13 protein-coding genes and 1 other annotated feature are annotated in these 12521 nt (G+C 49.9%); all 13 genes read left to right on the top strand.

The window, feature by feature from the left end; all coding sequences use genetic code 11:
* The first annotated feature begins 224 nt into the window (after nt 1–224).
* Nucleotides 225–635: a GntR family transcriptional regulator gene (locus DFQ01_RS29590; protein ID WP_110047535.1), complete on the top strand. Its 411-nt coding sequence runs from the start codon at nt 225–227 to the stop codon at nt 633–635.
* A gap of 1 nt (nt 636) precedes the next feature.
* Nucleotides 637–1326, top strand: a complete 690-nt coding sequence (locus DFQ01_RS29585) for an ABC transporter ATP-binding protein (protein WP_110047534.1) — start codon at nt 637–639, stop codon at nt 1324–1326.
* Complete coding sequence (locus DFQ01_RS29580; RefSeq protein ID WP_110047533.1) at nt 1323–2159, top strand: hypothetical protein; 837 nt, start codon at nt 1323–1325, stop codon at nt 2157–2159. The genes DFQ01_RS29585 and DFQ01_RS29580 overlap by 4 nt, the downstream gene beginning before the upstream one ends.
* A 40-nt stretch (nt 2160–2199) precedes the next feature.
* On the top strand, nt 2200–3399 hold the full coding sequence (locus DFQ01_RS29575) for a hypothetical protein (RefSeq protein WP_110047532.1): 1200 nt from the start codon (nt 2200–2202) through the stop codon (nt 3397–3399).
* A 199-nt stretch (nt 3400–3598) separates the two neighbouring features.
* Nucleotides 3599–4381, top strand: coding sequence for an RNA polymerase sporulation sigma factor SigG (gene sigG, locus DFQ01_RS29570; RefSeq protein WP_110047538.1), 783 nt, complete (start codon nt 3599–3601; stop codon nt 4379–4381).
* Nucleotides 4382–4535: 154 nt separating this feature from the next.
* On the top strand, nt 4536–4820 hold the full coding sequence (locus tag DFQ01_RS29565) for a YlmC/YmxH family sporulation protein (RefSeq protein ID WP_110047537.1): 285 nt from the start codon (nt 4536–4538) through the stop codon (nt 4818–4820).
* A 110-nt stretch (nt 4821–4930) separates the two neighbouring features.
* Nucleotides 4931–5782: a peptidoglycan editing factor PgeF gene (gene pgeF, locus DFQ01_RS29560; RefSeq protein WP_110047531.1), complete on the top strand. Its 852-nt coding sequence runs from the start codon at nt 4931–4933 to the stop codon at nt 5780–5782.
* The gene (locus DFQ01_RS29555) at nt 5779–6495 is read left to right on the top strand and encodes a YggS family pyridoxal phosphate-dependent enzyme (RefSeq protein ID WP_110047530.1); all 717 of its coding nucleotides are present in this window, start codon (nt 5779–5781) and stop codon (nt 6493–6495) included. The genes pgeF and DFQ01_RS29555 overlap by 4 nt, the downstream gene beginning before the upstream one ends.
* Nucleotides 6496–6498: 3 nt before the next feature.
* Nucleotides 6499–6981, top strand: coding sequence for a cell division protein SepF (locus DFQ01_RS29550; RefSeq protein WP_110047529.1), 483 nt, complete (start codon nt 6499–6501; stop codon nt 6979–6981).
* A 7-nt stretch (nt 6982–6988) separates the two neighbouring features.
* A complete protein-coding gene (locus tag DFQ01_RS29545; protein WP_110047528.1) occupies nt 6989–7258 on the top strand; it encodes a YggT family protein in 270 nt (89 codons plus the stop codon).
* Between the two features lie 19 nt (nt 7259–7277).
* Entirely contained in the window at nt 7278–8066 is a 789-nt protein-coding gene (locus DFQ01_RS29540; protein WP_110047527.1) for a YlmH family RNA-binding protein, read from the top strand.
* 81 nt (nt 8067–8147) lie between these two features.
* Nucleotides 8148–8636 (top strand): DivIVA domain-containing protein, encoded by a 489-nt coding sequence (locus DFQ01_RS29535; protein ID WP_110047526.1) that lies wholly within the window; start codon nt 8148–8150, stop codon nt 8634–8636.
* Nucleotides 8637–8726: 90 nt separating this feature from the next.
* Nucleotides 8727–9083 (top strand) — a binding site (T-box leader).
* Between the two features lie 66 nt (nt 9084–9149).
* Entirely contained in the window at nt 9150–12245 is a 3096-nt protein-coding gene (gene ileS / locus DFQ01_RS29525; protein WP_110047524.1) for an isoleucine--tRNA ligase, read from the top strand.
* Nucleotides 12246–12521 lie beyond the last annotated feature (276 nt).

Here is a 12521-nt window from a genome sequence, read left to right as displayed (position 1 = left end):
TTCAGGGCACAGCCCTTCAACAACAAAGAAAAACGGAGAGTGCCAAGGAAGTTACAATGGCGCCTTGACACTTTCGTTCATATCAGGTGGGTAGAAATTATATACTTGACACCAAAGTGTACTACGGTCATAATACAGTAAGAGTGTATGAACCACATAGTACACACACTAGAAATTGGATACTATATCAAGTAATTGAGAAAGTATGCAAAGGAGCTGCGCGGATGGAACTGCTGTTTAACAATCGGGATCCCGTCTATTTGCAGGTCGTGAGGCATTTTAAGGAACGGATCGCAACCGGGAAGCTTCTGTCAGGGGATACGATTCCGTCTCGGCGCGAGCTGGCCAGCCAGCTTGGCATTAATCCGAACACGGCTCAGAAGGCGTACAAGGAAATGGAGGAACAAGGCTTGATCGTAACCGAAGGAAACTCACCGAGTCGAATTACGAGTGACACTATCATACTGGGCCGCATACGTGACGAATTGCTGACGGAGGCAGTGGACACCTTCCTTGCTTCCGTGAACAACATTGAAGTACCGGCAGAGCAATTGCTCTCGCTCATTCGAACACGACTGGAGAAGAAGCAGGCCTTGCGGTCGGGACAGGATCAGGGGGAGAAAGGAGCAACGTGAAATGATTGAATTGATTGATGTGAAGAAGCGGTTTGGCCTAAAGAAGGTACTTCAAGGCGTTTCCTTTACAGCCCCGCGTGGTGCAATTACATGCTTAACGGGTCTGAACGGAGCGGGGAAGACGACCATTCTGAAGGCGATCATGGGATTGACGCCGATCCAATCCGGCACGATTCGAATCGATGGCAGTGCGCGTAATCAAGCGATGTATGAGCGTATGGTCTATGTCTCGGATCAACTGACGATGCCAGGACGAATGAAGATCGCGGACTGCTTTTCTTTTATGAAAGAATATTATCGGAATTGGAACAGCGAACGGGCGAACGAGCTGCTTGCGAGATTTCAGCTTAACCCCGCAGACAAAGTAAACTCGCTGTCGAAGGGGACGGCGGCGAAGCTGAACTTGCTAATGGGACTCGCCATGGATGCTGACTATATGCTGCTCGATGAACCGTTCTCTGGCGTAGACCTATTCAGCCGAGAAGAGATTGCTGCTGTATTTTCGAGTGAAATGGTAGAGGGACGCGGTATTATCCTTACAACACATGAAATCAGGGAAGTGGAGCATCTCCTTGATTATGTCGTCATGCTGGACCATGGACGAATTACGAAACAATTCGCAAGCGACGATATGCGGATGGAAGAAGGCAAGTCGGTCGTTGACGTCATGCGGGAGGTGTACAAGCGATGACTTATTGGAAGCTTCTGAATTTCGAGCTTAGACGCTTGGCACTGCCGCTTGGCATCCTTGCCGTCATTACGACAGCACTGCAAGTTTACAATGCATATTCACAGGCTAACAAGTCAATTGATTACGCGCATCGAATTATGAAAAAAGAGCATCTGTCCACGATGGAACAATATGCGAATGAGCACGGCTATTTCAGCTATTCGAAATCGTTTGATGAACTGAACTGGTTGATCTTGTCGATCTTCATCTGCGCAGCTTTTATCGGATTCTATTTCGTCTTCATTTGGTATCGGGATAGTGTGGGGCGTCATCCGTTCATGACAAGGCTTCTGATGCTTCCGGCATCGAGACGTAACTTATATTGGGCGAAGTTGACTGCGCCGCTCCTGGTCATGATAGCGCTGCTGGCGCTGCAGCAACTGCTGCTGCCGGTCGGTGATTCGATTTATCGATCGATTGTACCAAGCGAAGTGAGGGAAGATGTACCGCTTCAGATGCTCATTCTGATTAATCCTGCACTGAACATCCTTTTATCTCCAAGCATCGTCGACCTTCTGTTGTACTACGGTACGGGAATAACAGCTGTTATCGTTCTATATACGGGAATTCTACTAGAGCGCAGCTATCGTTGGTACGGCATTCTAGTTGGTCTGGTCTATGCTGCTGTTGCGATCTTCGTAGTCATGATCCCGCTCATCATTCTTCAATCCGATTATAGGTATACGATGATGGATTCGCAGCTGACCGTGTTCTATTTCATTCTACTTGCAGCTGTGAGCGGCATATCAGTTTGGTACAGTCAATATTTGCTGGCGAAGAAATTTACGATATAGAACAGCGGATCTGCTGTGCGGGTTGAGAGGAGGCTTATCATTGTTTAAAAAATATAGCGTGACGTTCGTAGTCATTGCTTTCGTTATCGTAGGAATCGGGATGTATACCGCATCAGGCTGGAAAAATAACGGTAGACCTGATTTTAAGCTTGTTGCGGTAGAGGGCGATGCATCAATCGGAAACCGTCTTGCCGTCCAAGGGTATTATTACTACACAGGCTCCGGAGTAACCTCTACGTCTTTGAAGATCGGGCAGCAGAAGACAACTTATGAAGACAATCGGCGTCACTTCCAATGGTTCACTGGCGATGATGCATATGAGAATTTTGGTGACACAAAGCAAAAACGACGGTTTATGAAAGGGAAATATCCTTACGGATTGTTCGTCGATGAGCCGAATATGCTGGGCTATGCATACAGCCATCAGGTCGATGGACATTGGGAGCTTGAGGTGGGGGCTCTTAATAAAGAAACGAATGAAGACGCCGATTTTGAGCTTGACCTGCCAGAACGTGATGGGACTGCTTATTGGAATACAGACATGATTCATGGCGTAGATGCTTCGAGTATTCGTATATATATGACACGTTATGAGGACTTCCAGTTCGGGGACGAACAACAAGTGAATCGGATATCTAAGCTGATCCGCTTGGACATTGACTTGAAGAAGCAATCGATTACGAAGGAGACGGACATGACAGCAGAATTGCCTGGATATGACCCGAATCCCCTTCATAGCACAAACATCGTATCTTTCAATGAAGAAACCGTAATTATAAAAGATGATATACGAGAAAATTCTAGCTCGGACCCGATTTCGAATTACTATGTGTACAACTTAACTACTGATTCCATACGACCGCTTGCCCTTCATGAGAACGGCAAGGATAAAAGTACAGACAGCGTGAATATCGTTGGTACACAGCTTGCCCGATTCACCGTCAGTGATGGTGTCGTATACTACGAGGCTTATGATTTAAGTCAAGTTGGAGATCCATTAGTGAATTCTTGGAAAGTCGATGCGCATGTATGGGGAGTATCAGATAATGTTGATGTTCGTCCTTATGATGATCAAACGGCCGAAATTTCATATAGGCATGATGAAGCAAATGCGTATATACGCGGCATCGCAATTGTTGATATTGTGACAGGCAAGATTACTTATCGTGGTGAAGTTCAGACAGATGGAAGCGAAGAAGAACAGCAATCTAAACTTCGCCGTCTATCACTAGGATTCTAATTAACAAGCAAGCTCTCCGATCATTAATCCGGATGAGCTTGTTTTCTTTTTTTATTTGTCCGTTGCAGCGCTTTCATTATAGGAGTAGCTTACACGACAACGTTTTCACAAGCTATGTCGAACTGTGTCGGGGGCAGGAATATTTCGGGGGGGCGGGGAGATAATGAACATTAATGTTTCTCCTTGGGAGGTAATCACGTTGACCCGAAACAAAGTCGAGATCTGTGGTGTGGATACCAGTAAACTGCCTGTCCTGACAAATGCGGAAATGCGCGAGCTGTTTACGGCGCTGCAAACGCGCAACGAACGGGCAGCAAGAGAGAAATTGGTGAACGGCAATCTGAGGCTCGTCCTCAGCGTCATTCAGCGGTTCAATAACCGTGGCGAATATGTCGACGACCTGTTCCAGGTCGGCTGCATCGGCCTGATGAAGGCGATCGATAACTTCGACTTGAGCCAGAATGTCAAATTCAGTACGTACGCCGTGCCGATGATCATCGGTGAAATCCGCCGCTATTTGCGTGACAACAATCCGATTCGCGTATCGCGCAGCCTTCGGGATATCGCTTACAAAGCGCTGCAGGTACGCGACAGTTTAACGAACCAGAACTCGCGTGAGCCGACGATCTTCGAAATTTCTGAGGTGCTTGGCGTGCCGAAGGAGGATGTCGTCTTCGCGCTTGATGCGATTCAAGATCCGGTGTCGCTGTTCGAACCGATCTACCATGATGGCGGCGATCCGATCTATGTGATGGATCAGATCAGTGATGATAAGAATAAGGACATCTCATGGATTGAAGAAATTGCACTCCGTGAAGCGATGCATAAGCTCAATGAGCGGGAGAAAATGATTCTGTCCATGCGCTTCTTCGAAGGCAAGACACAAATGGAAGTAGCCGATGAGATCGGCATTTCACAGGCGCAGGTGTCTCGTCTGGAGAAGTCGGCTATTCAGCAAATGCAGAAGCACGTCAAAACGTGAACTTCTACAAATACTGCGACTCATAGCTTAAGAAACGGCGCTGGCTGCGCCGTTTTTTTGCGCCGGTAGGACATTTTAGACAGGATGGTCATATAGTAATAACAGGAGCAATTGGGCATTGGTCTACCATCCGGCGCAGAAAGTGGTGAGCAGCTTGAAAATTTCAGACTTTCAGACCAAGGATGTTATTAACATCGTGGATGGGAAGAAGCTCGGTCAAGTGAGCGATTTGGAGCTGGATCTACGTCAAGGGCGCATCGATTCGATCGTCGTGCCGACATTTACCCGATTTTTCGGCATGTTCGGTGGAGGCACCGATATCATTATTCCATGGCGCAACATTGTGAAAATTGGTGCCGATGTGGTGCTGGTACGATTGGATGAAGCGAAGGCGGCAGCCTATAAGACAGAAGAGGAAGAGATACCGGTAAGAACGTGAACAGAGCCCGAACGCCTGTCGAGCGTCGGGCTCCTTTTCTGCTGTAATGACTGTTCCGTCGTATTGCCCTATGGTACACTGAACTGAATAGACATAAAGAGGTGATATACATGGAACCATTTGTATGGGATCAGGCGGAGCGCGAGGGGGCATCTCTTATGCGGCTGGAAGCTTGGAACGATACGGGTGCTGGCATTACAGCCGGCTTCACGACAAGGCTGGGCGGCGTTAGCGGCGGCCATTGGTCATCGCTCAATATGGGACTCCATGTCGGCGACCGGGATGAAGACGTTGTGGCGAACCGTCAGCGGCTTGCACAGGCAATCGGATGGCCGTTTGCTGCCTTCACATCCGCAGAGCAGGTCCACAGCGATAACGTGCATATCGTTACGGAAGATGATAGTGGCCGAGGACGAGATTCGAGGCAATCGGCACTTCAAGATACAGATGCACTTGTAACGAATATTCGAGGCGTACTGCTCGCTTCCTTTTATGCAGATTGCGTCCCTTTGTACTTCTACGACCCGGTGAATGAGGCAGTTGGACTGGCGCATGCCGGTTGGAAAGGAACTGCATCTGAGATTGCCTGCCGTACGGTCGAGACGATGCAGCGGGCATTCGGAACAGATCCAGCGCAGCTTCACGGTGCGATTGGACCGGCGATTGGGATATGCTGCTACGAGGTGGACGGTCCTGTTATTGGCCGAATGGAGGCGCTGTGCAGTGGTTTTGCCGATGCTCCACCAATCGATTCGATGATTCGCCGGACAGAGGAAGGCAAGGCAATGCTCGACTTGAAAGAAATCAACCGACAGATTATGATAAAAGCAGGAATTTTGCCGACTCATATCGAAATATCATCGTGGTGTACCAGTTGTCGGACAGATTTGCTGTTCTCGCATCGTGCTGAGAGAGGCAATACAGGTCGTATGGCAAGCTGGATTGGCATGGAGAAGAGGTGAACCTCTTGTCGACGTTAGCAGAACGGGTACAAGAAGTGGAACAGTTAATTCAGGCAGCATGTGAACGAAGCGGGCGAAGCCGAGATGAGGTGAACGTCGTCGCGGTAACGAAGTATGTATCGCTCGAATCTGTTCGAGACGTTGTCGCGCATGGGGTTCGTCAACTAGGTGAGAACCGCTGGCAGAACGCGAAGCCCAAGTGGGAAGCGCTGCAGGAGCTGCCGCCGTCGGAAGCGCCGGTATGGCATTATATCGGGTCGCTGCAGACGAACAAAGTGAAGGACGTCATCGGCAAGTTTACATACATTCATTCACTGGACAGGCTGTCGCTCGCCGAAGCAATCGCAGACCGGGCAGACAAGCTTGGCATTATTGTACCTTGCTTCATTCAAGTCAACGTGTCGGGAGAAGATAGCAAGCAAGGCCTAGAACCGGATGAGGTGCCAGACTTCCTGCGTGCGATTAGCGAATATCGGTCCATTCGACCAGTTGGTCTAATGACCATGGCGCCGTTCGAAGCAGAAGCCGAAGAGACACGACCTGTATTCCAGGCGCTTCGCCAGCTTCGCGATCAGCTCAACACGCTTGGCATATTGGAGCAGCCGTTAACCGAGCTTTCGATGGGGATGTCCAACGACTTTACAGTAGCAATTGAAGAAGGAGCAACTTGGGTACGTCTTGGCACGATACTAGTGGGGAAAGAGGAGGCATAAGTAATGAGTGTAATGAATAAGTTCATGAATTTTTTTGGCCTTCAGGATGAGGAAGAAATCATCGAACACGAGAAAGTAACGCAGCCAAATCAGCAGCATAATGCGCAGCATGCGGAAGAACATGAGAATGATTTTGAAACCTCGCCGTTCGAAGCGCGTAAACAATCGAAGAGTTCCAATATTGTGAGCATCCATTCGCAGAAGAATGTTCGGGTTGTGCTCAACGAGCCACGTTCGTTTGAGGAAGCGCAAGAGATCGCCGATCATCTCCGTGCACGTCGCGGCGTTGTAGTCAATTTGCAGCGTGTACCTAATGATGTTGCGAAGCGGATTTTCGACTTCCTGCTCGGCACGCTTTATGCGGTCAGCGGAACGATGAACCGGATCGGACCAGGCATTTTCTTCTGTGCGCCAGAGAATGTGGAAATTCAGGGCACCATCTCCGAGCTGCTAGTGGACGACCAGGATTACAAACGAACGAGGTGACCTAGATTTGCTAAGTACACTTAGCTGGTATGTGTTCAGACTTGAAGACATATATACGTTTCTTATTATCGGTTATGTGCTGTTATCGTGGCTTCCGAACGCACGCGACAGCTTCATTGGCCAGTTGTTGGGTAAAATAGTAGAGCCGTACTTGTCCATCTTCCGCAGATTCATTCCACCAATCGGCGGTATGCTTGACATTTCCCCGTTCATTGCGGTTCTTGCGCTAAGCTTCATCGCTTACGGTATCATCTTCGTATTAGATATCTTCCTCTAAGGAAGCAGGCTGACGAACGATGAACACGAAAGGCAACATTTACGACCATTTCCACCCGGACGAGCGTGCATTCGTCGATCGGGTGGATGAGTGGATCGAGCGGGCTGCAGAGCGGCATGAGTGGAAACGAACCGATTATTTGGATCCTCGGCAGATTGAGATTGTACGTTCATTAGCCAATCGCAATGGCCGCGTCGAAGTTCGATACGAAGGTGGCGGTCCTGATGCCGAACGGCAGCGGGCGCTCATTGCACCGGACTATGCGTACCTCGAAGACGAACCGATGGGTGTGCAGGCAATCGCTGTAACGGCTGATTCGCAGGGCCATTTGGAGCTGGATCACGGGGATTATCTCGGGGCATTGCTCGGGCTTGGCGTTAAAAGAGATCTGATCGGCGACATCCATGTGCACGAGGAAGGCTGTCATGTCCTCGTCACAGAAGAGATCGCCGACTATATCAATATTCATTTGCGTCAAGTCCACCGGGTTCATGTCCTAACCGAGCTGATACCTTTATCAGCACTTCGAATTGTTGTGCCGAAGCTGGAGGAGATGAGTCTATCGGTGGCTTCTCTGCGTCTGGACGGTATTGCTAGCGATGCGTTCCGAATTAGTCGAGCACGAATTGTCGATCCAATCCGTGCCGGACGATGCCGCGTTAACTGGAAGGTCGTTGAAGATCCATCTGCGACACTGAAGGCTGGAGATGTCATCTCGATGAAAGGGCTTGGCCGGTTCAAAGTGATGGACATTGAAGGAATGACAAAAAAAGGCAGAGTTCGCGTGCTAATCGGGAAATTTATTTGATCTGATGCAGGATTTTGGACGGTACTGTCGAACAGATTCATTACAAACACAGATCCGTCATATCCATTAGGAGGTGCGCCAATGCCGCTAACGCCATTGGACATACATAATAAGGAGTTTGGAAGAAGACTTCGCGGCTACGACGAGGATGAAGTTAATGAATTCCTGGATCAGGTCATCAAAGACTACGAGTCGTTGATTCGCGAGAACAAAGAAATGCAGAACCAGCTGCTGGGATTGCAGGAGAAGCTCAATCACTTCTCCAACATCGAAGAGACACTCAGCAAGACGATTATTATTGCGCAAGAAGCGGCTGATGAAGTGAAGTCGAATGCGAAGAAGGAAGCGCAGTTGATCGTGAAGGAAGCGGAGAAGAACGCTGACCGAATCATCAATGAGTCGTTGTCCAAATCGCGTAAGGTAGCACTTGAGGTAGAGGAGCTGAAGAAACAAGCTTCTATCTATCGTGCCCGTTTCCGGACACTCGTCGAAGCACAACTGGAGCTGCTCAGCCAAGACGGCTGGGAAGCACTGGAATCAAGCGCAGCAGCGGCTCAGGAACGCTTGTAGCCAGCTGTTGTCCATAGTTAGCCCATGCAGCGTGCCGAATTTGACAATTTCGGCACGCTGCGCTATAACTAGTTATATTATGAATGAAAGTGAACTTCGTTGACGAGAACGAGTACGATGTGTTTCCGTTCCCCAGAGAGCCGGTAATTGCTGAAAGCCGGCGTTCGGTATGCTTCGGAATATCCTCTCCGAGAAGCAGTGCAGAACTTGAACCGACCATCTCTATCGCAAGATGCGATTACGATTGATGGGATGGGGCAATAGTAAGCGCTGACGGATGTCCCCCGTTACAGGGAACACGAACACAAGCGCTAGGAGCCTGTTCGTGATTGAGGTGCCATTCATGCCTCGACTGCAGCTGTTTAACAACTGCTTCGTCGGACTGTCCATTTGGGCAGGCAATGAATGGAACGAGGGTGGTATCGCGAGTTATGACTCGTCCCTTATAGGGGACGGGTCTTTTTTGTTTTCATTTGGAAACAAGTTCGTTCAATTGAAAGGGGATAGACAACGATGCAACGCGTAGACGTCAAAGAACGTGCGCGGAGCCGTGAGCTTCGTGTTCTAGAGCAGTGGAGAAACAATGATACGTTCAAGCAATCGATCACAAACCGGGAGGGCAAGCCGAACTTCGTCTTCTACGAAGGACCTCCAACAGCAAACGGTGCACCACATATCGGTCACGTGCTTGGCCGTGTAATCAAAGACTTTATTTGCCGTTACAAAACGATGTCGGGTTATCGCGTAGTCCGTAAAGCAGGCTGGGATACGCACGGTCTGCCAGTTGAACTGGGCGTTGAGAAGCAGCTTGGCATCTCCGGCAAGCAAGAGATCGAGAACTATGGCGTAGAAGCTTTCATTAAGAAATGTAAAGCGAGCGTCTTCGAGTACGAGAAGCAATGGCGCGAACTCACAGAAGCTATCGCATATTGGACGGACATGGACAATCCGTACATTACGCTGGATAACAACTATATCGAGAGCGTGTGGCATCTTCTATCCAAGATTCATCAGAAAGGGCTGCTGTACCGCGGTCACCGTGTAAGCCCGTACTGCCCATGCTGCCAGACGACGCTCAGCTCGCATGAGGTTGCACAAGGCTACGAGGATGTTAAAGATCTGAGTGCAACGGTTAAGTTCAAGCTGACAGACTCGAACGAGTATGTGCTCGCTTGGACGACAACGCCATGGACGCTTCCTGCGAACGTTGCGCTTGCTGTGAATCCATCTCTTGCGTATGCGAAGGTGAAACGCGGCGAAGAGACGTATGTAGTCGCACAAGCGCTTGTTGAATCTGTATTCAAAGACAGCGAATACGAGATCGTTGGTTCGGTTAAAGGTGCAGACCTTGTTGGCAAGAGCTACGAGCCTCCATTCCGCTACGTTGCGATTGAGAAGGGCCATATCGTTATCGGCGCAGAATTCGTCAGCGATACGAGCGGTACAGGTATCGTTCACATCGCACCAGCACATGGTGACGATGACTACAAGGCAGCTCGTGCGAACGGCATCAGCATGCTGAGCGTTGTGAACAACGCAGGCCGCTATGTAGATGAAGTAACGGATCTTGCAGGCCGTTTTGTCAAAGACTGTGACATTGATATTGTCAAAATGCTGAGCGAGCGTGGACTGCTGTTCAGCAAAGAGAAATACGAGCACAGCTATCCGTTTTGCTGGCGTTGCAAATCGCCGCTGCTCTATTATGCAACGGAGAGCTGGTTCATCGAGACGACAGCTGTCAAAGATCAGCTGATCAAGAACAACAGCGAAGTGGACTGGTATCCAGGCCATATTCGTGAAGGCCGCTTCGGTAAGTTCCTTGAGGATCTGGTCGACTGGAACATCAGCCGTAACCGTTATTGGGGCACGCCGCTCAACGTATGGGTGTGCGAAGTGACAGGCAAAGAATATGCACCAAGCAGCATCGCTGACCTGTGCGAACGTGCGGTTGATTTTGTACCGGAGGATATCGAGCTTCACAAGCCTTACGTGGACGAAATCAAGCTGAAATCGCCATTCGCAGAAGGTGCTGTCATGACGCGTACGTCTGAAGTGATCGACGTATGGTTCGACAGTGGCTCGATGCCGTTCGCGCAGCAGCACTATCCGTTCAGCGACGAATCGAAATTCGCGGATCAATATCCAGCGGACATTATCTGTGAAGGTATCGACCAAACGCGCGGCTGGTTCTTCTCGCTGCTCGCTGTATCGACGCTGTTTAACGGCAAAGCGCCATATAAAGCAGTTATCTCGACCGGCCACATTCTCGACGAGAACGGCCAGAAGATGTCCAAGTCGAAGGGCAACGTTATCGATCCTTGGGAAATTATCAATGAGTTCGGTACGGATGCATTCCGCTGGGCACTGCTCGCGGACAGCGCACCTTGGAACAGCAAACGTTTCTCGCGCGGCATCGTAGCCGAAGCGAAATCGAAAGTAATCGACACGATCGTAAATACGCATGCGTTCTTCGCGCTGTATGCAACGATCGATGGCTTTAACCCAGCTGAGCATCCTTACAAGCCATCAACGGCGAAGCTGGACCGCTGGATCGTATCGCGTCTGAACAGCTTGATCACGCAAGTGGTGAAAGGTCTTGATGCGAATGACTTCCTCAACCCTGCAAAAGGCATCGAGGCATTCGTTGACGAACTCAGCAACTGGTACATCCGTCGTTCGCGTGACCGCTTCTGGGGAAGCGGCCTGACGGAAGACAAACTGGAAGCTTATGGCACGCTGCGTCACGTGCTTGTAACGCTGTCGCGTCTGATCGCACCATATGCTCCGCTTCTTGCTGACGATGTATACGGCAACCTTGGCGGTGAAGGCAGCGTTCATCTGGCGGACTTCCCGACAGCAGACGAATCTGCGATCGACGAAGCGTTGGAGCGTGACATGGAGACCGCTCGTCAGATCGTTGAGCTGGCTCGTAACGTTCGTAACGAAACGGGTATCAAGACGCGTCAACCGCTGTCCGAGCTGATCGTATCGCTTGATCGCGACTTTGACGTTGCAGCCTATGAGGACATCATCAAGGACGAGATCAACGTGAAGACGATCGTTATTGAGAACAGCGACAGCGGATTCGTTGACTTCACGCTGAAGCTGAACCTGAAAGTAGCAGGTAAGAAGTTCGGCAAAAACGTAGGTCCTATCCAATCGTATCTAAAAGAGCTGGCTGCGGATCAAACGCGTGCAGCTGTTCAAGGCGGCGGACTGACGTTTACGACTGCAGAAGGTGAATCGATCGCGATCACGGTTGACGAGCTGCTTGTTGAGAAGCAGGCGAAAGCTGGCTTCGCATCGGCATCGGGCTACTCGCTGACGGTTGCACTGAACACGGATATTACGCCAGAGCTTGAGCAAGAGGGCTGGGTACGTGAAGTTATCCGCGCCGTGCAAGACACGCGTAAAAAACTGGATCTGCCGATCGAGAAACGTATCGATCTCGTTCTTGAAGTCGATGCAGAGCTGCAAGCTGCCCTGCAAGCATTCGACAACGTGCTGCGTGAGAACGTACTCGTGAACTCCGTATCGTTTGGTTCCCCTGAAGAGCTGGAGCGGGTAGAGCTCGGCGGCAAAACCGTTGGAATTCAAATCCTTAAATAAGGACAATCTAAATAGCAGCAAACCAAAAAACGAGCGCATGCTTGATGAGCAATCATCAAGTATGCGCTCGTTTTCGAAAGTAAGGAAAGTATAAGTTTTCGGGTTGTAGGAAAACTTATTGGTTTGGAACTAAATAGAATTTATACGCACAAGAAGTAAGCTTGTCCCGTAGGGGCACGCGACTCTTAGCACGCAGTATCTTAGCCGCGCCTCTGTCGATCCTACGTCTCCCATTCCGGGGTCCAGGGGACGGGAGTCCCATGGGGCCCTCCCTTG

Origin of the sequence: Paenibacillus cellulosilyticus (assembly GCF_003182255.1) — a bacterium.
Lineage (GTDB): Bacteria > Bacillota > Bacilli > Paenibacillales > Paenibacillaceae > Paenibacillus_T > Paenibacillus_T cellulosilyticus.
Note: the sequence above shows the minus strand (reverse complement) of the source record. Positions and strands in the feature narration are given on the sequence as shown.

Excerpts from the sequence above, each read along its gene's own strand:
- pgeF (WP_110047531.1), top strand. The coding sequence starts at position 4,931 with ATGGAACCATTTGTATGGGATCAGGCGGAGCGCGAGGGGGCATCTCTT.
- DFQ01_RS29550 (WP_110047529.1), top strand. The coding sequence starts at position 6,499 with ATGAGTGTAATGAATAAGTTCATGAATTTTTTTGGCCTTCAGGATGAG.
- DFQ01_RS29585 (WP_110047534.1), top strand. The coding sequence starts at position 637 with ATGATTGAATTGATTGATGTGAAGAAGCGGTTTGGCCTAAAGAAGGTA.
- DFQ01_RS29580 (WP_110047533.1), top strand. The coding sequence starts at position 1,323 with ATGACTTATTGGAAGCTTCTGAATTTCGAGCTTAGACGCTTGGCACTG.
- DFQ01_RS29590 (WP_110047535.1), top strand. The coding sequence starts at position 225 with ATGGAACTGCTGTTTAACAATCGGGATCCCGTCTATTTGCAGGTCGTG.
- DFQ01_RS29540 (WP_110047527.1), top strand. The coding sequence starts at position 7,278 with ATGAACACGAAAGGCAACATTTACGACCATTTCCACCCGGACGAGCGT.
- DFQ01_RS29535 (WP_110047526.1), top strand. The coding sequence starts at position 8,148 with ATGCCGCTAACGCCATTGGACATACATAATAAGGAGTTTGGAAGAAGA.
- ileS (WP_110047524.1), top strand. The coding sequence starts at position 9,150 with ATGCAACGCGTAGACGTCAAAGAACGTGCGCGGAGCCGTGAGCTTCGT.